Source organism: Paraburkholderia sp. TE9906, assembly GCF_056279605.1.
This window is the reverse complement of sequence record NZ_JBWCCT010000003.1, coordinates 596,695-616,821: the sequence shown is the minus strand read 5'-3', so window position 1 is coordinate 616,821 and position 20,127 is coordinate 596,695. Positions and strand designations below refer to the sequence as shown.

At 66.1% G+C, this 20,127-nt stretch carries 17 protein-coding genes; 9 read left to right on the top strand and 8 right to left on the bottom strand.

Features of this window, described 5'->3' with window-relative positions; translation table 11 throughout:
* The first annotated feature begins 3 nt into the window (after positions 1–3).
* The 5 genes from hutU to hutG all read left to right on the top strand — a co-directional run bounded on the left by hutU (position 4) and on the right by hutG (position 5,946).
* Entirely contained in the window at positions 4–1,692 is a 1,689-nt protein-coding gene (gene hutU / locus ACZ9H4_RS10540; protein WP_476118984.1) for a urocanate hydratase, read from the top strand.
* A 20-nt stretch (positions 1,693–1,712) separates the two neighbouring features.
* A complete protein-coding gene (locus ACZ9H4_RS10535) occupies positions 1,713–2,330 on the top strand; it encodes a HutD/Ves family protein (RefSeq protein WP_476118983.1) in 618 nt (205 codons plus the stop codon).
* A gap of 87 nt (positions 2,331–2,417) precedes the next feature.
* Positions 2,418–3,641, top strand: a complete 1,224-nt coding sequence (hutI, locus tag ACZ9H4_RS10530) for an imidazolonepropionase (protein WP_476118981.1) — start codon at positions 2,418–2,420, stop codon at positions 3,639–3,641.
* Between the two features lie 35 nt (positions 3,642–3,676).
* Complete coding sequence (locus ACZ9H4_RS10525; RefSeq protein ID WP_408154438.1) at positions 3,677–5,071, top strand: formimidoylglutamate deiminase; 1,395 nt, start codon at positions 3,677–3,679, stop codon at positions 5,069–5,071.
* Positions 5,072–5,133: 62 nt separating this feature from the next.
* Positions 5,134–5,946: an N-formylglutamate deformylase gene (gene hutG / locus ACZ9H4_RS10520; protein WP_476118980.1), complete on the top strand. Its 813-nt coding sequence runs from the start codon at positions 5,134–5,136 to the stop codon at positions 5,944–5,946.
* 296 nt (positions 5,947–6,242) lie between these two features.
* Here the strand turns inward: hutG and ACZ9H4_RS10515 are convergent, their stop codons facing one another.
* Complete coding sequence (locus tag ACZ9H4_RS10515; RefSeq protein ID WP_255219733.1) at positions 6,243–6,377, bottom strand: hypothetical protein; 135 nt, start codon at positions 6,375–6,377, stop codon at positions 6,243–6,245.
* Positions 6,378–6,712: 335 nt separating this feature from the next.
* Between ACZ9H4_RS10515 and ACZ9H4_RS10510 the strand changes: the two genes are divergently transcribed.
* A complete protein-coding gene (locus tag ACZ9H4_RS10510; protein ID WP_476118979.1) occupies positions 6,713–7,378 on the top strand; it encodes a hypothetical protein in 666 nt (221 codons plus the stop codon).
* A gap of 43 nt (positions 7,379–7,421) precedes the next feature.
* On the opposite strand, the gene ACZ9H4_RS10505 is transcribed toward ACZ9H4_RS10510, so the two are convergent.
* Positions 7,422–7,997 carry a hypothetical protein gene (locus ACZ9H4_RS10505; protein WP_476118978.1) on the bottom strand — a complete coding sequence of 192 codons (576 nt, stop codon included), beginning with the start codon at positions 7,995–7,997 and terminating at the stop codon, positions 7,422–7,424.
* A gap of 107 nt (positions 7,998–8,104) precedes the next feature.
* On the opposite strand from ACZ9H4_RS10505, the gene ACZ9H4_RS10500 reads away from it, so the two are divergent.
* Together ACZ9H4_RS10500 and ACZ9H4_RS10495 are read left to right on the top strand one after the other, a co-directional pair.
* Positions 8,105–9,028: a helix-turn-helix transcriptional regulator gene (locus ACZ9H4_RS10500; RefSeq protein ID WP_476118976.1), complete on the top strand. Its 924-nt coding sequence runs from the start codon at positions 8,105–8,107 to the stop codon at positions 9,026–9,028.
* Positions 9,025–10,968: a DUF3857 domain-containing transglutaminase family protein gene (locus ACZ9H4_RS10495; protein WP_476118975.1), complete on the top strand. Its 1,944-nt coding sequence runs from the start codon at positions 9,025–9,027 to the stop codon at positions 10,966–10,968. The genes ACZ9H4_RS10500 and ACZ9H4_RS10495 overlap by 4 nt, the downstream gene beginning before the upstream one ends.
* 71 nt (positions 10,969–11,039) lie before the next feature.
* Here ACZ9H4_RS10495 and ACZ9H4_RS10490 read toward each other — a convergent pair whose 3' ends face one another.
* The 5 genes from ACZ9H4_RS10490 to glgC form a co-directional block, all read right to left on the bottom strand.
* Positions 11,040–12,191: a branched-chain amino acid ABC transporter substrate-binding protein gene (locus ACZ9H4_RS10490; RefSeq protein ID WP_408154428.1), complete on the bottom strand. Its 1,152-nt coding sequence runs from the start codon at positions 12,189–12,191 to the stop codon at positions 11,040–11,042.
* A 453-nt stretch (positions 12,192–12,644) separates the two neighbouring features.
* On the bottom strand, positions 12,645–13,106 hold the full coding sequence (locus tag ACZ9H4_RS10485) for a hypothetical protein (RefSeq protein ID WP_408148799.1): 462 nt from the start codon (positions 13,104–13,106) through the stop codon (positions 12,645–12,647).
* A 163-nt stretch (positions 13,107–13,269) separates the two neighbouring features.
* The gene (gene pdxY, locus ACZ9H4_RS10480; protein WP_476118974.1) at positions 13,270–14,136 is read right to left on the bottom strand and encodes a pyridoxal kinase PdxY; all 867 of its coding nucleotides are present in this window, start codon (positions 14,134–14,136) and stop codon (positions 13,270–13,272) included.
* Between the two features lie 398 nt (positions 14,137–14,534).
* A complete protein-coding gene (gene glgA / locus ACZ9H4_RS10475; RefSeq protein WP_408148795.1) occupies positions 14,535–15,995 on the bottom strand; it encodes a glycogen synthase GlgA in 1,461 nt (486 codons plus the stop codon).
* A gap of 102 nt (positions 15,996–16,097) precedes the next feature.
* The gene (gene glgC, locus ACZ9H4_RS10470) at positions 16,098–17,369 is read right to left on the bottom strand and encodes a glucose-1-phosphate adenylyltransferase (RefSeq protein WP_408148793.1); all 1,272 of its coding nucleotides are present in this window, start codon (positions 17,367–17,369) and stop codon (positions 16,098–16,100) included.
* Between the two features lie 458 nt (positions 17,370–17,827).
* Here glgC and ACZ9H4_RS10465 point away from each other — a divergent pair, with 458 nt between their 5' ends.
* Positions 17,828–18,958 (top strand): alpha/beta fold hydrolase, encoded by a 1,131-nt coding sequence (locus ACZ9H4_RS10465; RefSeq protein ID WP_476118973.1) that lies wholly within the window; start codon positions 17,828–17,830, stop codon positions 18,956–18,958.
* Between the two features lie 103 nt (positions 18,959–19,061).
* Here ACZ9H4_RS10465 and ACZ9H4_RS10460 read toward each other — a convergent pair whose 3' ends face one another.
* A complete protein-coding gene (locus ACZ9H4_RS10460; protein ID WP_408148789.1) occupies positions 19,062–20,057 on the bottom strand; it encodes an LLM class flavin-dependent oxidoreductase in 996 nt (331 codons plus the stop codon).
* Between the last annotated feature and the right edge of the window lie 70 nt (positions 20,058–20,127).

Below are 20,127 nucleotides of genomic sequence, written 5' to 3'. Positions count from 1 at the left end.
ACCATGAACAACCCGAAACACATCGATCCGCGACTCGACCCGACCCGTACGATCCGTGCGCCGCGCGGTGCGGAAAAGACCTGCAAGACGTGGATCGCGGAAGCCGCGTACCGGATGATCCAGAACAATCTGGACCCCGAAGTCGCCGAGCATCCGCACGCGCTCGTGGTGTACGGCGGCATTGGCCGCGCCGCGCGCAACTGGGATTGCTTCGATCAGATTCTCGCGTCGCTGAAGGACCTGGATGAAGACGAGACGCTGCTGATTCAATCGGGCAAGCCGGTCGGCGTGTTCCGCACGCATGCGGATGCGCCGCGCGTGCTGCTCGCCAATTCGAACCTGGTGCCGCATTGGGCGACGTGGGAACACTTTCACGAACTCGATCGCAAGGGCCTGATGATGTACGGTCAGATGACCGCGGGCAGCTGGATCTACATCGGCAGCCAGGGCATCGTGCAGGGCACCTACGAGACGTTCTTCTCGGTGGCGAACCAGCACTTCAACGGCGATCCGAAGGGCCGCTGGATTTTGACCGGCGGTCTCGGCGGCATGGGCGGCGCGCAGCCGCTCGCCGCGACCATGGCGGGCTTTTCGATGATCGCGGTCGAATGCGACGAGACGCGCATCGATTTCCGTCTGAAGACGCGCTACGTCGACAAGAAAGCAAAGACGCTCGACGAAGCGCTCGCGATGCTCGACGCAGCGAAGCAGGCCGGCAAGCCGGTGTCGATCGGTCTGCTCGGCAATGCCGCCGACGTGTTCGCCGAGTGCGTGGCGCGCGGCATCACGCCGGACTGCGTGACCGACCAGACCAGCGCGCACGATCCGATTCACGGATACCTGCCGCAAGGCTGGAGCGTGGAAGACTGGCGCGAGCGCATGAAGACCGCGCCGGACAGCATCATCATGCCGGCCAAGCAATCGATGGCCAAACAGGTGCAGGCGATGCTCACGCTGCAGGAGCGCGGCGCGGCCACGCTCGACTACGGCAACAACATCCGTCAGATGGCGCTGGAAATGGGCGTCGAGAATGCCTTCGATTTCCCGGGCTTCGTGCCCGCGTATATCCGCCCGCTGTTCTGCGAAGGCAAGGGCCCGTTCCGCTGGGTCGCGCTGTCGGGCGATCCTGAGGATATCTACAAGACCGACGCGAAGGTCAAGGAACTGATCCCCGACGATCCGCATCTGCACAACTGGCTCGACATGGCGCGCGAACGCATCGCGTTCCAGGGGCTGCCGGCGCGGATCTGCTGGGTCGGCGTCAAGGATCGCTATCGTCTGGGCCAGGCGTTCAACGAGATGGTGAAGAACGGTGAGCTGAAGGCGCCGATCGTGATTGGCCGCGATCACCTCGACACCGGTTCGGTGGCAAGCCCGAATCGCGAAACCGAATCGATGAAGGACGGCTCGGACGCGGTCAGCGACTGGCCGCTGCTCAACGCGCTGCTGAATACGGCGGGCGGCGCGTCGTGGGTGTCGCTGCACCATGGCGGCGGGGTCGGCATGGGCTTTAGCCAGCACTCCGGCGTCGTGATCGTCGCGGACGGCACGGATGCCGCGCGCGAACGCCTCGGCCGCGTGCTGTTCAACGACCCGGCCACCGGCGTGATGCGTCACGCGGATGCAGGCTACGAACTCGCGCAGGACACCGCGCGCGAGGCGGGCCTCAATCTGCCGATGCTGGGCCGCTGATCGTGGCGGACGTGGGCAGCATGGCGACGCTCACGCTGATTCGCGGCGCCGAGCTCGTGGCGGCGCCGTGGAAGAACGGCGGCGGCGTCACGCGCGAAGTGGCGGTGTTTCCCGAGCGCGCCGGCATGAACGATTTCGTGTGGCGCGTGAGCATCGCCGACGTCGCGCAGGCCGGGCCGTTCTCGCGTTTCGAGGGCATCGACCGTACGCTGGTGTTGCTGTCCGGCGCGGGGATGGTGCTCGACGAAACCGGCGCGCACGCGGTGAAGTCGCACCCGCTGACGCGGGCACTCGACATCGCACGTTTCGACGGCGAAGCGCGGATCGACGCGCGTCTCGTCGACGGTGCGACGCGCGACTTCAACCTGATGGTGCGGCGTGACGCGGCGCAGGGCGAACTCGACGTGTGGCGTGGACAATCGCAGCAACGCAAGCAACACAGCGTGTCGGCGGATGTCGTGCTGCTGTACTGCGCAAGCGGCTCGGTTTCGCTCGCCGCCGGCGACGCCGAAGCGCTGCCGCTCGACACCGGCGACACGCTGCGCATCGACATGCAGGACCCGTCGAACGCGCTGTCGTGCACACTCGAAGGCGCGGGCGCGGTGCTCGCAATCAGCATCCGCTACACCGTACGATGACGACGCTTCGCGTGCGCGCCTCGACGCCGCAGAAAAGCGCGCGCATGCGAACCACCAGGGAACCCAACGAGCTGCAACGGGCACGCGATGAAGCAAACCGTCTGGCATCACCTGAAACTCTGCCCGCAGGGCGACCCCCAACACACGCTCGCCGATGCCGCGATCGCCGTCGAAGACGGCCGCATTGCATGGCTCGGCGCAGCCTCCGAATTACCCGCTCACTACGCCGCGTGGCCGCGCGAAGATTTGCACGGCGCATGGGTGACGCCGGGCCTCGTCGATTGCCATACGCATCTGGTGTACGGCGGGCAGCGCGCGGACGAATTCGCGCAGCGCCTCGCGGGCGTCAGCTATGAGGAGATCGCGCGGCAGGGCGGCGGCATCGTCTCGACGGTGCGCGCCACGCGCGCCGCGGACGAAGCCTCGCTGTTGCGGCAAGCGGCCGCGCGGCTCGAACCGCTGCTGGCCGAAGGCGTGACGGCCATCGAAATCAAATCCGGCTACGGCCTCGATCTCGCCAGCGAGCGCAAGATGCTGCGCGTCGCACGGCAGTTGGGCGAGCGCTATCCGGTGACGGTCTACACGACGTTTCTCGGCGCGCACGCATTGCCGCCCGAATTCGCCGGCCGCGCGGACGCGTATATCGACGAAGTCTGCGAGACAATGCTGCCCGCGCTCGTCGATGAAGGCCTCGTCGATGCGGTCGATGTGTTCTGCGAGCGCATCGGCTTTTCGCTCGCGCAAAGCGAGCGCGTGTTCAACGCGGCAGAGCGCTACAAGCTGCCGGTGAAGATGCACGCCGAGCAGTTGTCGAACGGTGGCGGCACCGCACTTGCCGCGCGCCATCGCGCGCTGTCCGCCGACCACCTCGAATTCCTCGACGAAGCCGGCGTCGCCGCGATGAAAGCGGCGGGCACGGTGGCCGTGCTGTTGCCGGGCGCGTACTACTTCATCCGCGAAACGCAATTGCCGCCGCTCGAATTGTTGCGCCGCTACGAGGTGCCGATCGCGATTTCGACCGACAGCAACCCCGGCACGTCGCCCGCCACGTCGCTGCTGCTGATGATGAACATGGCGAGCACGCTGTTTCGCATGACCGTGCCCGAAGTGCTGCAAGGCGTGAGCTCGCATGCGGCGCGCGCGCTCGGCAAAGCGGACACGCACGGCGTGCTTGAAGCCGGACGTGCGGCCGACTTCGCGGTCTGGTCGGTCGATTCGCTCGCGGAGCTGGCGTACTGGATCGGACGTCCGTTGTGCGCGAGGGTCGTGCGCGCGGGCGAGACCGTTTATACACGACGTGACCTGAGCTGAGACCCCGAGCCAGGACCTGAGAGACGACTTAAGCGATGACACAATCGAATCGAGCGCTGTTCGCCGAGTACGCCTATCTGCCGGATGGCTGGCGCCGCAACGTGCTGCTGGAGTGGGACGCGCACGGCACGCTGACGGCGGTCACGCCGGATAGCGCCGCGCCGGCTGAAGTGAGCCAAGCCGCCGGCCCGGTATTGCCTGGCATGCCGAATCTTCATTCGCACGCCTTCCAGCGCGCGATGGCCGGCCTCACCGAATATCGCGCCGCGACCGGCACCGGCGCCACCGACAACTTCTGGAGCTGGCGCGACCTGATGTATCGCTTCGCCGCGCGCATTACGCCCGAGGGCCTCGCGAGCGTCGCGCAATGGCTGTACATCGAAATGCTGAAGGCGGGCTATACGTCGGTGTGCGAGTTTCACTACGTGCATCACGCCCAGGACGGCAACCGTTACGCGAATCAGGCGGAGCTGGCCCAACGCGTGGTGGAGGCGGCGTCGGCGAGCGGCATCGGCATGACGATGCTGCCGGTGCTGTATCAGTACAGCGGCTTTGGTTCGCGGGCGCCGCGCGACGATCAGCGGCGTTTCATCAACACGCCTGAAAGCCTGCTCGATCTGCTCGGCACGCTGCGCTCGGCGCGTCCCGAGAGCGCCGCGTTGCGTTACGGCGTGGCGCCGCATTCGCTGCGCGCGGTGTCGGCGGATTCGTTGCGGGTGCTGCTCGGCGGCATCGACGCCGATGCGCCGGTGCACATCCATATCGCCGAACAGACCGCCGAAGTCGATGCATGCGTCGAGACCGAAGGCGCGCGGCCGGTGCAATGGCTGCTGGATCGTTTCGAGGTCGATAGCCGCTGGTGTCTCGTGCACGCAACCCACGTCGATGCCAACGAAACGCTGGCCCTCGCGAGAAGCGGCGCGGTGGCCGGTTTGTGCCTGACCACCGAAGCCAATCTCGGCGACGGCATTTTCCCGGCGCAGGACTATCTCGACGCGCAAGGGCGTATCGGCGTGGGCTCGGATAGCCATATCGGTGTCGATTGGCGCGCCGAATTGCGGCTGCTCGAATACGGCCAGCGTCTGACGCGCCGCCAGCGCAACGTGCTGGCGTCCGCGCAGGCCCCGTATGTCGCCGACCGCCTGTTCAACGCCGCGCTCGATGGTGGCGCGCAGGCGACCGGCCGCGCGGTCGGCGCGTTGCAGGCGGGCCGCCGGGCGGACTGGCTGGTGCTCGACGCCGATCACGCGAGCATCGCCGAGCATGCGCCCGCTGCGTGGCTCTCGGGCGTTGTATTCTGCGAACATGGCGAGACGCCGATTCGCGACGTCTACGCGGGCGGCGACAAGGTCGTCGAGAACCGCAGGCATCGCGACGAAGAGGGCGCTTACGCGCGCTATCGCGCGGCGCTCGCCGAGCTGCTGAAGTGAAGAGCGCAAGTCGATGACTTGCCGAACCGATGCTTCGATCCCACCGATTCTTCCGGACTGACATGACTGCATTGAACACACCGCCGGTTTTCTCGCTGCATCAGGGAAGCCTGCCGCTACTGATCTCGATCCCGCATCTGGGCACGCAGATTCCCGCCGACATCGCCGCGACGATGACCCCGGTCGCGCAACGCACCGACGATTGCGACTGGCATCTGGACCGCCTCTATGCTTTCGCCAAACGCATGGGCGCCTCGATTCTCGCGCCCACGTACGCGCGCTATGTGATCGATCTGAACCGGCCGCCCGACGGCGCGAACCTCTATCCGGGGCAGGACACGACGGGGCTTTTGCCGGTCGACACGTTCGAGAAGGAGCCCTTGTACCTCGACGGGCATCTGCCGGACGACGCCGAAGTCGCGCGCCGCCGCGACGCGTACTGGAAGCCGTATCACGACGCGTTGAGCGGCGAGCTCGCAGCGCTCAACGCGAAGCACGGCAAGGTGCTGCTGTGGGAAGCGCATTCGATCCGCTCGCGGGTGCCCCGCTTCTTCCCGGGACGTCTGCCGGATTTCAATTTCGGCACGTCGAACGGCGCGAGTGCGGTGGCGGGCATGGGCGAGGCCCTGGCTGCTGTCGTCGAACGGCATGGCGGCTATACGGCGGTCGCCAACGGCCGCTTCAAGGGCGGCTATATCACGCGGCAATACGGGCAACCGGCGCAAGGCGTGCATGCGGTGCAGCTCGAGTTGTCGCAGATCACGTATATGGAAGAACAGCTGCCCTACGCGTATGACGACACGCTGGCGGCGAAGGTCGAGCCCTTGCTCGAAGCGCTGGTGACGACGGCGTTGCAGCGCGTCGCAGCGGCTTGAAAGACGAATCGGAGATCATCTGAAGGCGAGATCGCCTCCGCCTTCAACTCAACACTTCACCACGCGGGTTATGCCGCCGCGCTATCGCGCGAGGTCGGGTCCGTGTCGGCTCGCACCGCAAAGGTGTAACAGCATGTGTCCGTGATTGCGTGACGGCGCTTTCGCGCGGAATGTATATCGCGTCGAACACGTCCGTTGGCGCTGTGCCGCATCAAACCCGTCTGCTATAAAAAAAGCCCCGCTTTTGCGGGGCTTTGCGACGCGTGCCGTGCCTGTCGGGCACGGCATCGCCACCATTAGTGGCAGCGCTTTTCCCAGTGATGGTGAACACGCACCTTGTGGCATTCGCGATGATGCTCATACGCTTGTGCGGGAGCGATCGCGCTCAGGGTGACGACGGCTGCAGCCATGGCGAGAACGATTTTCTTCATTACAAAACCCTTAAGTCAATGTTGTGGAGCTACCGATGCAGCACCGGACGTACCGCATCGGCACGCAAGGATGCCACATTGCGTGGCGGCGCGCGTAGGAACACCGTGCGAATGCGTGTGTCAATGCAACACGCGGTCCGGCGTGAGGCGCGTGCAGCAAGGCGGGGCGCGCGGTACCGTGTATTTTCGACACAACGGCGCAGGTGTGGGGCAATGAATACACGGGTGCGCACGCCGGGATTGCGCCCCACGTAGTGAAGCGGCTACCCTTTCAAAACGATGACGCGCGCGAGCGTGTCGTCACTACATCGGGCAACAAGATGGAAGACCCAGCGATGGAAGATTCCGACGAATTGCTGCTCCCGGTCTGGCGAGCGAACCTGGTGCTGCTGACCCGCGAGGTCGGCGCGGCGACCCGGCTCGCGCGCATGATGACCTTTTCCGCGAGCTACCTGAAATTGATGCTGTCCGGGCAGCGCGAATTCAGCGAGGAATTCGTGCGCGGCATTGAAGCGGTGACCGGTTTGCCGGGCGGCTGGATGAACGTGCCGCACACCGAGCACGAGATACCGCCGAACGCGCGCGAGGCGATCGACAACGAACAGCCACTCGCGCGTTTTCGCGGCACGGCGCATCCGGTGCGAAAGAAAACCGTGTTGCGGCCGCCCGAGCCGATCTTCGGCCAGCCGGGGCCCGCGAAACGCGTCGAGGAAGAAACGCTCGACGTCGAAGCGCATCGGCGTCACGCGCATTTTCGTAAGGTCCGCGAGTCGGCGATTCAGGACGTGCGGCGTTTCGAGCGGCATCTGATTCACGCGCCGGTGGAGCTGTCGGTGATGCGTGCGAAGGTGGAGGAGGTGATCGCCGCCTCCGAGCTCGACGACCCGATCCAGGCCGACCTTGCGGGCCGGCTCGAGCAGATCGAGAAACATCGCCATTTGCTGCTCAGGCATGTGGAGAGGTTGCAGGCGCTGCTCGCGCATCTGGGCGAAGGGGAGTGAGACGCGAGTCGCAGCCCGTCGATTACACCGATCCGGTCGTGGACTAGCCCTTGCGCCGTGCGTGAAACTCGGCTTCGAGCGTCCACGTCACGCCGTCTGCAGCGAGGGCCACGCCCGTCCAACGGAAGGCATCGCGCGTGATGTCGGTGAAATTCCAGCGAATCGGCGTGCCATTGGCGTGCGTGCCGATCTGCACGAGATCGTCGCCGATGCGCCGGCCGGTCAACTCGTCGCGCTGGCCGGTCCGCGGGTTGAAGTAGGTGACGCGCCACGCGCGCAGCGCCGGGTCCCAGATGCGCAGGGTGGTGCCGTACATCGCGTCGGCTGCCGGATTCGTCGCATCGGTATTGCTCCTCGCGCCGGTCGCGAGTTCGCGTGCGCCGCGCGGCGGCATGATCCACACGTCCTGCACGGCGCGGCCTTCGAGCACCCAGCCGAAATGAATCTCGCCGCGCCGCGGCGCGTCGCGCAGGTCGACGCGATAGTGCACCACGTCCATCTCCCAGCTGCCGATCAGCCAGCCGTAGAGGTCGTCAGCGGCGTCGATATCGGCGGCACGCGCCGGTGCGTTCAATGCGGCGACGAAGCCGCCCTCGAAGATGTTCTCCAGTCGCTTCATGCTGTGTGCTCCATGGGCCGAGAGTCGGATCGACATCGCCGGGCGGGCCGAACCGCGCCGCCCGCCGATGTGCTAAAACCACGATACGGACTCGGCCGAGGTGCATCTTGGGGAAAATTGCCGTCACGTTGCAGCAGGCGCTGGCTCAGCGGGAGCGGGACGGCGCGCGCGGCGCCATGGCCGCGCGTGCGCTCGCCCAGGGCGCGGGCTGGGAGGTCGCGGACATGCTGTGCACGTTCGGCCCGCGTGACCGGCCCTTCGAGGAGCGGCACGCCGGCGTGTGCATCGCGATGGTGGTGGCCGGTTCGTTCGACTACCGTGCGGCGCCCGGCCGCGAATTGCTCACGCCCGGCGCGCTGCTGCTAGGCAACACCGGCGAATGCTTCGAGTGCGGGCACTGGCATGGGGCCGGCGACCGCTGTATCGCGTTCCACTATGCGCCCGCGTACTTCGAGCGGCTTGCCGCGGATGCGGGCGTCGCGAGCGGCCAGTTGAATTTCAGGTGTGCGCGCATTGCGTCGCAGCGTGCGTTCTCGCCGCTGCTAGCGCGGGCTTGTGGCGGCGCTCGCGCGGATTCGGACGACACCAACGAAGGCGTCTGGGACGAGCTGGCCGTCGAGCTGGCGGCCGCGACGCTGCAAGCCGCCGGCGCCGTGACGCGCGCCGAGGCGTGCGCGAAGGGCGCGGCCAGCAGCATGGCGAAGTCGCGTGTCGCGCAGATCGCACGCCTGATCGACGAGACGCCAAGTGCGCCGCATACGCTCACGAGCCTCGCCGACGCCGCGGGCTTGAGCGAGTTCCACTTCCTGCGCACGTTCAGGCGCGTGAGCGGCGTGACGCCGCATCAATACCTGTTGCGGGCGCGTTTGCGAGCGGCGGCGCTGCGTCTTCAGGACGGCGGCGCGAAGATCGTCGACATCGCGCTCGATTGCGGCTTCAACGACCTGTCGAATTTCAATCACGCGTTTCGCGCGGAGTTCGCCGCGAGTCCGCGTGCGTGGCGCGCGCGGGGCAGGGTGCGCCGTTCATGACGGGGCGCGTCGCGTTGCCGGGGCGGGCCGCTGCTTCGACGCCGGGTGCGTATGCCGTCTTCACCGTCCTTGTTGGCTTTGCCGCCTTCACGTTCTGCGCGCCCGCTCACGCCGACGGCGACGCATCGGCCACCACCGTCGACGACCGCGCGCCATCCACGATGGAAAGCGACGTCCACGTGTTCACGATCCAGAAAGACGGTTCGATCGAAGAGCACGACGACACCATCCTGCGCGCCAACACGACGAGCGGTGTCGACGACATCGCGCAACGCTATGTGTGGTTCAACAAGGACATCGAACAGGTGCAACTGCTGGTGGCGGAAACCATCGACCGCAACGGCGTCGCGCATCCGGTCGGCCCCGAGGCGATCCGCGACGTGCAGGAGCCGCGCTCGGCCGGCGCACCGAGTTTCGAGGACGGCGTACTGCGCACGGTGATCTTCCCCGGCGTCGAACCCGGCGCGCGCGTGCATCTGGCGTTTCGCAAGACGCGCGCGAAGCCGCTGCAGGCGGGCACCTTCGCCTACCTGGTCGAGCCGACGCGCGAGCCGGTCGAACTGCAACGGCTGATCTTCGATCTGCCTGCCGACGTGCCGCTCCATGCCGACGCGCGCGGCTACACGGCGGTGCCGCCGGTGACGGCCAACGGCCGCACTCGCTATGAATTCGACTACCGGCACGGCCCGTATGCGCCGCTCGAAGCGGGCGCCGTCGGCTACGCGAACTGGGGCGACCGGCTGATGGTGTCGACGGTGCCGGACTTCGCGAGCTTCGCCGCGCGTTACCGCGGGCTCGCCACTGATGCGACCATCGACGATCCCGCCATCGTGCGGCTCGCGCAGAGCCTGAGCGCCAACGCCGCCGATCCGCGCGCGAAGGCGCAGGCACTGTACGACTGGATGCGTATGAACATCCGCTACGTCGCGTTGTTTCTCGGCGAGACGGCGGCGATCCCGCACAAGGCGAGCGACATCCTGCGCAACCGTTACGGCGACTGCAAGGATCACGTCGCGCTGTACGGCGCGCTGCTGGCCGCGGTGGGCATCCGCAGCGAGGCGGTGCTGCTCAACCTCGGGCCGTACTACAGCTTGCCGGACGTGCCCGGCTACGGCGCGAGCGCGATCAATCACGCGATCATCTGGATTCCTGAGCTGTCGCTGTTCGCCGATACGACGGCGGGCGGCACGGCGTTCGGCTATCTGCCGCCGGGCGTGATGGACCGGCCCGTGCTGCTGGTCGGTGAAGGCGTGTTGTCACGCACGCCGGCCACGCAGGTGCGCGGGCGCAGTGCGCGCCTGCAGATCGACGTCGACGAAAGCGGCGCGGCGAATTACGCGTACCGTGTCGAGGACGCCGGCTTCACCGCGGAGGTCGAGCGCAATACGTTCCGGCGCGCGACGCGGCAGCGCACGCAGCAGATCGCGGCGAACCGTCTGTTGCAGACGGGCTTGCATGGCACGGCACAGTTGCGCACGGACGACGTAAGCGCGACCAACGGCCCGTTCGCCACGGCGATGCAGGGCACGGTCGCGCATTTCGTGTGGCAGGACGGCACGACGGCGGTGCCGGCGCTGACGAGTCTGTCCGGCGGGATGGGCTCGCAGGTACAGAGCTGGCTCGCGGAGCCGACGCGGACCCAGCCGTGGGCGTGCATCGGTGGAGAGTTCGACGAGACGCTGGAGATGACGCTGCCGCGCTTCGTGCGCGTCACGGATCTACCCGCCGATACGGCAGTGCAGGACCGCTTTCTGACGTTTTCATCGCGCTACGTATTCGATCCCGCGACGCGGATGTTGCAGGTCACCCGCCATCTGCGCGCGGCGTTCGGCCATCAGATGTGTTCCGCCGACGAATTCGCCGCGATGAAAGACGACCTCGTGCGGATCGAGCGCGATCTCGATGCCGAGCTGGTGGTGAAGGTGACGAATCCGAAGTAACGGCCCTGGTCATTCGGAGCCCAAGGCCGCACACGCTTAAGGTTTTCGCTCTACGTTGCGCACTAGCCAGCTCAGGTTCCGCTCTTCGTGACGATCGGCACCCACCCGCCGTTCTTGACCTGATACAGCGTGGACGCACCGCTCTTCAACGCGCCGGTGCTATCGAACGAAATCTTGCCGGTCACGCCTTCGAAATCGATCGCCTTCAGCACCGGCCGGTAATCCGCCGGCGAGGTCGATTTGGCCTGCTGCATCGCCTTGATCGCGGCCCACGCGCCGTCATAGCCGAACGGCGCATAGGACAGGATGTCTTCGCCGAAACGCTTCTTGAACTTCGCGGAGAAGTCCTTGCCGCCAGGCAGCTGCGCAAGCGGGCGGCCGTATTCCCAGGCCATCACGCCGTCGGCCGAGTCGCCCGCGAGCTTGATGAAGTCCGGGTCCATCACGCCGCCGCCGCCCACCAGTTGCGCGCTCAGGCCCAGTTGCTTCATGCGCCGCGCGAAACCGGCCGCCTGGTTATCCAGTCCGCCGAAGAACACCAGGTCCGCATTGGTCCCCTTGATCTTGGTGATCTGCGTGCTGAAGTCCACCGCGTGATTGTCGGTGTACTCGCGCGCGACGATCGTGCCGCCGTGCGCCTTCACCGCCTTCTCGAACTCGTCGGCTTCGCCCTGGCCGAACGCGGTCCGGTCGTCGATGATCGCGATGCGTTTGGCCTTGGTCACATCCACCGCGTACGCGCCCGCGTTGCCGGCGTTCTGACCGTCGGTGGAAATCACCATGAAGGTGTTCGCAAAACCGCGCCCGGTGATGATCGGATTGGTGGCGGCGGGGTCGATCACGGGAATGCCGGCCTGTTCGTACACCTGCGAGGCGGGGATCGTCGTGCCCGAATTGAAGTGCCCCACCACCACCGACACGCCCGAATCGACGAGCTTCTGCGCGGCCTGCACGCCGATGCGCGGGTCGGCCTGGTCGTCCTGCGAGATGAGCTGGAATTGCGCCACCTTGTCGCCGATCTTGAGCTTCTGCGCATTGGCTTCCTCGATCGCGAGCCGGACTCCGTTTTCCAGATCCTTGCCGTAGCCGGCATTGGCGCCGGTCAGCGGCGCGGCGAAGCCGATCTTCACCTGCAGGTCGTCGGCAAAGCTGCTCAGCGGCGCGACTGCGAAGAGGGCGCCCGCGAACAGGGCAAGCGGTTTCAGCGTGTTGCGAAGACTCATGGTCTCTCCTTCCGTCGACGGTTCAAGTGATGAAAGCGGCAAGGCAAGTAACGCTGGCTCGACACGCGAGTTGAAGCCTGGCTTCGCGCGTATCGACAGACTACGAATGATCGAACGCCATAAACAATGCTGGAATACGCGCAGTGGCACGCAGCCGTGTTTATGCGTGGTCAATCTGGCGCGAATATAGAAAGCCAATTTGCCGCCGTCTTGGCAGTTCGAGGCGTTTTGGATGAGCATTTCGGCACAGGCCGCGCGGCGTGTCGGCGGCAAGCCGTGCGTGCCGGCATGTGAGGTGCCGATTGCGGCACATGCTTAAGAGACCGGCGCGAGCGCGCCGGCGGTGTTGCTTGATGGTTGCTTGACGGTTGCTTCGTGGTGACGGGTGACGATGGCGCGTGGCGCTGAGCGATGTGCCAACCCGCCGGTCTCAGCGCCAGGCCGGATCAATACTCAACGCTCGCCTTGCTGGCGCAGCAATTCTTCACGCAGACGCAGCAGCGGCGCCTTGGTTTCGTCGTCGGCCCAGGTGTCGAGGTCGTCGATCGCGCGCTGGCAGCCGTCGAGCACGAGGTCGAGGTCCACCGGCACGCCGTTGTTCAGCGCGAACTCGATGGTTTGCGCGAACTGCTCGCACTCGTCCTCGCCGTACGAGATGTCGAGGTTGTCGGCGATGATGTCGGCGATGTTGCTGCGCGCCTTGTCGTCGGGCGTGACCATGTCGACGATGCCGCGCGCGACGGCCGGCGAGTAGTAGAGCGCGATGTCGAGCCACTGCGCCGGATCGAAATCGGCCTGATCGAACTGGTTCTCGAAGTACTCGATCGCTTCCTGCTCGTGCGCTTCGTCGGCGTCGACGCTCATGCACAACTGCTCAAAAAATTCTTCCCGCTCGCTGCGGATATAACCGTCCATCGATGCCTCGTCTGCTGAATGCCGGATGCGTGTGAAATGCCATGCGGACAGGCGGATGCCTCGTCCACGCGGCACGCATTATAGGACGGCCGGCTCACAGACGCGGCTGGCGGCGTGCCGCGCGCCTCCAGCTGCGGCCCTGAGCACGCCCCATGGCCACACCCTAAGCCGTCTCCGCCACCCACGCATCGAACCACTCGCGCGGCTGCGCGATGTCGTTCTGCGCGGCGACCAGTTCCAGCTCGTAACGGCCGGCCTGCCAGGTCGCCTTGACCACCGCGTTCACTGCCGCCAGCGTGTGCTCGAAGGCCGCGCGAATCGAATCGCCGAGCAGCGTGCGCGCGACGAACACCGCGCTCGTCAGATCGCCGACCCCCACCGGCTGCCGCGCGAATGGATAGAGCGGGCGTTGCCCCATCCACGCCTCGCGCTCGGTGACGACCAGCATGTTGAAGCTGTCGGCGGGACTGTTGCGGTCGAGCAGGTGCTTCACCAGCATGAGCTTCGGCCCGCGGGCGATGACTTCGCGGCACGCGGCCACCGCTTCTTCGAGCGTCTCGATCTCGCGGCCCACCAGCCGCTGTAGTTCGGTGTGGTTCGGCGCCATCGCGTCGGCCGCTTCCGGCATGGTGCGCACCAGAAATTCCTGGATGCCCGGCTCGACCTTGCAGCCGCTCGCGGCGCCCATCACCGGGTCGCAGAAGAACCATGCGCGCCGATTGGCGGCCTTCACGGCCTTGACGATCTCGAGCACCGACTGCGCCTGCTCGGGCGTGCCGAGATAGCCGGAGAGCACGGCGTCGCAGCGCGGCAGCATGCCGATCGCGCCGATGCCTTCGACCAGATCTTCCATCTGCGGCGCACCGATCGCACTGCCGGTCCAATGGCCGTATTGCGTGTGGTTCGAGAACTGCACGGTGTTGAGCGGCCAGACGTTGACGCCGAGCCGGCGCATCGGAAACACGGCCGCGCTGTTGCCGGCGTGCCCGAAGACCACATGTGACTGGATGCTCAGAACGTTTTTCGTCATGGTATCGCCGCGCGCAAGCGGGGTTGCGCGTTTCAAGGGTCGCTGGAAGGATGTGCCGCGCCGGCGTGACCGAAGTTGGCCGGTCGCCGCGTGCGGCAGGACTGCTTCAGATGGTGCAAGAAAAATGCGCAGTCTGCATTGTCAGGAAACAATACATGAGTTTGCGGCGCGCGAGTCGATCCGTCCCTGTGTTGTTGCGTCGAACCATCAGAATGGCGGGAGAAGGCCGGGGGCGGCGTGGGGAGCGGGTGGGTGGGGATGCGGCGATGCGGGGGAGATTGAACGAGCGAGGCAAGCGAGGCAAGCGAGGCAAGCGGGACAAACGGGACAAACGGGACAAACGGGACAAACGGGACAAACGCTCGACACCTCAGCCGTCGCCCCGACACCTTTCCAGATCAAACCAGTTCCCGATACAACGCCAGATACCGCTCCGCCGAGGCCCCCCAGCCGAAATCCTGCCGCATCGCGCGCCGCTGCGCCGCCTTCCATTCGGTGCGCCGGCCATACAGCGCGAACGCGCGGCGAATCGCGGCGGCGAGGCCCTTCGGCTCGAAGCGTTCGAACACGAAGCCGGTGGCGAGATCGTCGGCGAGATTTTCGAGCGACGCGTCCGCCACCGTATCGGCGAGGCCGCCGACGCAATGCACGAGCGGCAGCGAGCCATACGCGAGCGCATAGAGCTGCGTGAGCCCGCACGGCTCGAAACGCGACGGTACGGCGATCACGTCGCTGCCCGCGACGATCGTATGCGCGAGCGTTTCGTCGAAACCGAGTTCCACCGCGACCGACTCCGGATGCGCCTGCGCGACACGCTTCAGGCCATTCTCCAACGCCGGGTCGCCGGTACCGAACACGACCAGTTGCCCGCCGCGCCTGACGATTTCGGGCACCGCGCCGAGCAGCAGATCGAGGCCCTTCTGTTCGGTCAGGCGGCTCACCACGCCGAACAGCAGCGCATCGCTTTTCTGCGCGAGGCCGAAGCGCTTTTGCAGCGCCTCCTTGCACGCGAGTTTGCCGGCGAGGCGTGTGGCGTTGTAGTGGGTGTCGAGCAGCGCGTCGTCGGCGGGGTTCCAGACTGCGTAGTCGACGCCGTTGAGAATGCCGCTCAGATCGTGCGAGCGATGGCGCAGCAGCGCGTCGAGCCCGCCGCCCTGGGCGAGCGTCTGGATTTCGCGCGCATAGGTCGGGCTGACGGTCGTGATGCGGTCGCTGTAGTAAAGCCCAGCCTTCAGAAACGACAGCTGCCCGTAGAACTCGATGCCGTACATGCTGAAAAAATCGTCCGGCAGCGCGAGCTGGCCGAACTGATGCGCCGGAAAAACCCCCTGATAGGCAAGGTTGTGCACCGTGAACACGCTGCGCGCGAGCGCGCGGCCATGCTGGCGCTCTGCGGCTTTCAGATAGGCGGGCGCGAGCCCGGCGTGCCAGTCGTGCGCATGGACGATCTGCGGCGACCAGGCCGGGTCCAGTTGCTGCGCCAGTTGCGCGGCGACCCAGCCGAGCAGCGCGAAGCGTTGCGCGTTGTCGCCGTAGGGCACGTGTTCGTCGTTCAGGTACGGGTTGCCGGGCCGGTCGTACAACGTATCGGAGCGAATCACGTAGACGACCAGACCGTTCGACGGCAGCGTGCCCCGTTCGAGCGTCACGCCCGGCGAGTCGAACCGGCGCCCCAGTTGTGCGACCGGATGCAGGTCGGCGAGACCTTTGAGCACCGCCGGAAAACCGGGCAGCAGCACCCGCACGTCGGCGCCGCGCTCGATCAGCGCGGGCGGCAACGCGCCCGCGACGTCGGCGAGACCGCCCGTTTTGAGGAGGGGATACAGCTCGCTTGCGACGTGCAGGGCGCGAATCGTCATAGGCCGGGTCTCGTTCCTGAGTGAGGGTTGTGCCGCCAGGTCATGGTGCCGGGTGCAAGGCCACGCAGGCTGCGTTCGGCGAACGGCCGCCCGCCGTGCGCGTCACTTCACCGTCTGTTTCTGGCGCAGTGCTTCGGGCGTGACCAGCACCACGCCGTCGTCGGTGCGATAGAAGCGCTCGGCGTCGGCCTCCGGATCTTCGCCGATCACCGTGCCATCCGGTATCGCGCAGCCGCGGTCGATCACCACCTTCTGCAGCCGGCAGCTCGCGCCGACCGTGACCTGCGGCAACAAGACTGCCTCATTGATATTACAGAACGAACTCACCTTCACGTTCGACGACAGCACCGAGCGCGAAATCTGCGAGCCCGAGATCACGCAGCCGCCGCACACGATCAGATTGTTGCCCGAGCCTTGCAGCCCCTTCAGGTCGCGCACGAACTTCGCGGGCGGCAACTGCTCCTGATACGTCCAGATCGGCCAGTTGCGGTCGTACAGGTCGAGTGTCGGGATCGTCGATGCGAGATCGAGATTCGCGGCCCAGTAGGCGTCGATCGTGCCGACGTCGCGCCAGTACGGCTCCACGTTCGGGTCCGACGACACGCACGACATGCTGAACGGATGCGCGATCGCCGTGCCTTGCGTGACGACGCGCGGCAGGATGTCCTTGCCGAAGTCGTGATCGGTATCGATGCTGGAGATGTTCTCTTCGAGCAGCGTGTACAGGTAGTCGACGCTGAACACGTAGATGCCCATGCTGGCGAGCGCCGTATCGGGACGGCCGGGGATCGCGGGCGGGTCGGCGGGTTTTTCGACGAAGCCGGTCACGCGGCGGTGTTCATCCACCGCCATCACGCCGAACGCGACCGCGTCCATGCGCGGCACCTCGATGCACCCCACCGTGCAGTCCGCGCCGCTTTCCGCGTGGTCGGCGATCATGCGCGTGTAGTCCATCTTGTAGATGTGGTCGCCCGCGAGCACCACCACGTATTTCGGCCGGATCGAGCGGATGATGTCGAGGTTCTGGAACACCGCGTCGGCGGTGCCGCGATACCAGTGCGCGCCTTCCACGCGCTGCTGCGCGGGCCATAGGTCGATGAACTCGCCGAATTCGCCGCGCAGAAAACTCCAGCCGCGCTGCATGTGGCGCAAGAGCGAATGCGCCTTGTACTGCGTGACCACCGCGATGCGGCGGATGCCGGAGTTCAGACAGTTGGACAGCGCGAAGTCGATGATCCGGTATTTGCCGCCGAAGTGCACCGCCGGCTTGACGCGCTTGTTGGTGAGCGGCCCGAGCCGCGTGCCCCGTCCGCCCGCGAGGACGATGGCGAGGGTGGTGCGCTGGATGTCGTTGAGCCGCGCCGGAGTGTCCATGTCTGTCTCCTTTGTCGACCGCGGTGAGTGCAAAGCACTGACGCCGGTCGCCTGCATGTTAGTTGCTGAGTTATATGCCCGGATGATGTAGTCACTTGCTCCGCGCCGATGATTCGGGCTGCCAGGCGCTCCGTCTACGCGGTGCCTGTCAGCTAGTTCTAGCACCGATTAGCCCTGAGCGAGAGTGCGATTTGCTCGCAGACCGCGAGCGCGTCCATCTTGCGCACAATCGACTCTTGCACGGCGCCCATCCGTGCGGCACTGCACATAGAGCGTGAAGTGAGCTGCCGCAATATGCATGCCAAACCGGTCGACGCGGCGAGCGGCCTGCGCGAATGGCGGCAGAGTCCGGCGGCGCGTCGTAGAATCGTGCGCTTTCACGCCGGAGGTCGAAGGGCGGCGCTTCGCCGTTCGGTCCTTGCAGGCTCCCTGCCGAGTCTTTTTTGCAAAAAAATCCGATGAGTGTTCGCCGCCATTCACTGCTTGCCCTGTTGAGCGTCTGCGCATGGGCTGCTGCATCCGCCGTTTCCTCTGCTTCAGCCGCCACGCCGGCGAATGCCGCTTCTGCGGCGGTGAGCGAGGCGAGTCCGGTCGCCGCGAGCGCCGCCGTGTCTGCCGCCGCGCCTGTTGCCGATAACAGCGCTCCGGCGTACGGGCCCGAGTTGCAGGGCTTCACGTATCCCGCGCCGGTCGGGCGCTTCGAGTTCACGTCGCAAGGCGTGCCGCTGCAGATGGCCTACATGGACGTCAAACCCGCCAGGCCGAACGGCCGCACGGCGGTGTTGCTGCATGGCAAGAACTTCTGCGCAGCGACGTGGGACGCGACCATTCATCGGCTGAGCGATGCCGGCTATCGCGTGATCGCGCCGGACCAGATCGGCTTTTGCAAATCGAGCAAGCCCGAGCACTATCAGTACAGCTTTCAGCAGCTCGCGCGCAACACGCATGCGCTGCTGGAATCGCTGGGCGTGAGCGACGTGACGATGATCGGTCATTCGACCGGCGGCATGCTGGCGATCCGCTATGCGCTGATGTATCCGAGCGAAACGCAGCAACTGGTGCTGGTGAACCCGATCGGTCTCGAAGACTGGAAGGCGAAGGGCGTGCCGTCGCTGTCGGTGGACCAGTGGTATGAGCGCGAACTGAAGACGAGCGCCGACGGCATCCGCCGCTACGAGCAGGCCACCTATTACGCGGGGCAGTGGCGCGCGGACTACGAACCCTGGGTGCAGATGCTGGCGGGGATGTATCGCGGGCCCGGCAAGCAGATCGTCGCGTGGAATTCCGCGCTGCTGTACGACATGATTTACACGCAGCCCGTTTTTTATGAGCTCGGCCAACTGAGCATGCCCACGCTCCTGATGATCGGCCAGAAAGATACGACCGCGATCGGCAAGGACGCGGCGCCGCCCGCGGTGCGTGCGCAGATCGGCCATTATCCGGAACTGGGCAAGGCGGCCGCGAAGGCGATCCCGCACGCGACGCTGGTCGAGTTCGCGGAGTTGGGGCACGCGCCGCAGATGCAGGACCCGCGGGCGTTTCATAAGGCGCTGCTGGACGGGATGGCGGCGGTGCCGGCGAATCGCTGAATGCGGACCTCAGTGGGCAACCCGGTCGGCACCTGACTGACCGGCTGACTTCAGCAAAAAAAGGGCGGCCAATGCGGCCGCCCTTTTTCATCCGCCGGTGCGACTACTTCCCGGCACTCAACTCGTCACGCACTTGCGCGCCGATCTCGAACGACCGCAGCCGCGCCGCGTGATCGTAGATCTGCGCGGTGAGCATCAACTCGTCCGCACCCGTCTGATCGATGATCGACAACAGGCCTGCGCGTACCGCATCGCGATCGCCGAGCACGGTGCACGCGAGCGAGTGCGCGACGCCGTTCAATTCCATCTCCGACGCATCGATCCGCTCGACCGGCGGCTGCAACTGGCCGGGCGTGCCGCGCCGCAGATTGATGAACTGCTGCTGCAGCGAGGTGAACAGACGCTGCGCTTCCTCGTTGGTATCGGCGGCGAACAGGTTCACGCCGACCATCGCATGCGGTTTGTCGAGCGTCGCCGAAGGCCGGAACTGCGAGCGATAGACCTGCAGCGCGGTGAGCATGTAATCGGGTGCGAAGTGCGACGCGAACGCGAACGGCAGGCCGAGCGCCGCGGCGAGTTGCGCACTGAACAGCGACGAGCCGAGCAGCCACAGCGGCACATGCAGCCCCGCGCCCGGCACCGCGCGAATGCGTTGGCCGGGCACCGGATCGGCGAAATAGCGCTGCAACTCGACGACGTCGTCGGGGAAAGAATCGGCGCTGTTCTGCAGATCGCGGCGCAGCGCGCGGGCGGTGCTCTGATCGGTGCCCGGCGCGCGGCCGAGACCGAGATCGATCCGATCCGGGTAGAGCGACGCGAGCGTGCCGAACTGTTCGGCGATGACGAGCGGCGCATGGTTCGGCAGCATGACGCCGCCGGAGCCGACGCGAATCGTCTTCGTGCCGCCCGCCACATAACCGATCACCACCGACGTCGCCGCACTGGCAATGCCTGTCATGTTGTGATGTTCCGCGAGCCAGAAGCGGCGGTAGTTCCATTTTTCCGCATGCTGCGCGAGATCGAGCGTATTTCTGAACGCGTCCGCCGGCGTGGCGCCCGCGGTGACTGGTGAAAGGTCGAGGACCGAGAATGGGATCATTGTCTGTTCGTTTGCTGTTTCCGGCGCTCGCGCGCGATGGGGCATTGTGGCAAAGGTTGAGTTTTTCTGC

Excerpts from the sequence above, each read along its gene's own strand:
- hutU (WP_476118984.1), top strand. The coding sequence starts at position 4 with ATGAACAACCCGAAACACATCGATCCGCGACTCGACCCGACCCGTACG.
- ACZ9H4_RS10535 (WP_476118983.1), top strand. The coding sequence starts at position 1,713 with ATGGCGACGCTCACGCTGATTCGCGGCGCCGAGCTCGTGGCGGCGCCG.
- hutI (WP_476118981.1), top strand. The coding sequence starts at position 2,418 with ATGAAGCAAACCGTCTGGCATCACCTGAAACTCTGCCCGCAGGGCGAC.
- ACZ9H4_RS10525 (WP_408154438.1), top strand. The coding sequence starts at position 3,677 with ATGACACAATCGAATCGAGCGCTGTTCGCCGAGTACGCCTATCTGCCG.
- hutG (WP_476118980.1), top strand. The coding sequence starts at position 5,134 with ATGACTGCATTGAACACACCGCCGGTTTTCTCGCTGCATCAGGGAAGC.
- ACZ9H4_RS10515 (WP_255219733.1), bottom strand. The coding sequence starts at position 6,377 with ATGAAGAAAATCGTTCTCGCCATGGCTGCAGCCGTCGTCACCCTGAGC.
- ACZ9H4_RS10510 (WP_476118979.1), top strand. The coding sequence starts at position 6,713 with ATGGAAGATTCCGACGAATTGCTGCTCCCGGTCTGGCGAGCGAACCTG.
- ACZ9H4_RS10505 (WP_476118978.1), bottom strand. The coding sequence starts at position 7,997 with ATGAAGCGACTGGAGAACATCTTCGAGGGCGGCTTCGTCGCCGCATTG.
- ACZ9H4_RS10495 (WP_476118975.1), top strand. The coding sequence starts at position 9,025 with ATGACGGGGCGCGTCGCGTTGCCGGGGCGGGCCGCTGCTTCGACGCCG.
- ACZ9H4_RS10490 (WP_408154428.1), bottom strand. The coding sequence starts at position 12,191 with ATGAGTCTTCGCAACACGCTGAAACCGCTTGCCCTGTTCGCGGGCGCC.
- ACZ9H4_RS10485 (WP_408148799.1), bottom strand. The coding sequence starts at position 13,106 with ATGGACGGTTATATCCGCAGCGAGCGGGAAGAATTTTTTGAGCAGTTG.
- pdxY (WP_476118974.1), bottom strand. The coding sequence starts at position 14,136 with ATGACGAAAAACGTTCTGAGCATCCAGTCACATGTGGTCTTCGGGCAC.
- glgA (WP_408148795.1), bottom strand. The coding sequence starts at position 15,995 with ATGACGATTCGCGCCCTGCACGTCGCAAGCGAGCTGTATCCCCTCCTC.
- glgC (WP_408148793.1), bottom strand. The coding sequence starts at position 17,369 with ATGGACACTCCGGCGCGGCTCAACGACATCCAGCGCACCACCCTCGCC.
- ACZ9H4_RS10465 (WP_476118973.1), top strand. The coding sequence starts at position 17,828 with ATGAGTGTTCGCCGCCATTCACTGCTTGCCCTGTTGAGCGTCTGCGCA.
- ACZ9H4_RS10460 (WP_408148789.1), bottom strand. The coding sequence starts at position 20,057 with ATGATCCCATTCTCGGTCCTCGACCTTTCACCAGTCACCGCGGGCGCC.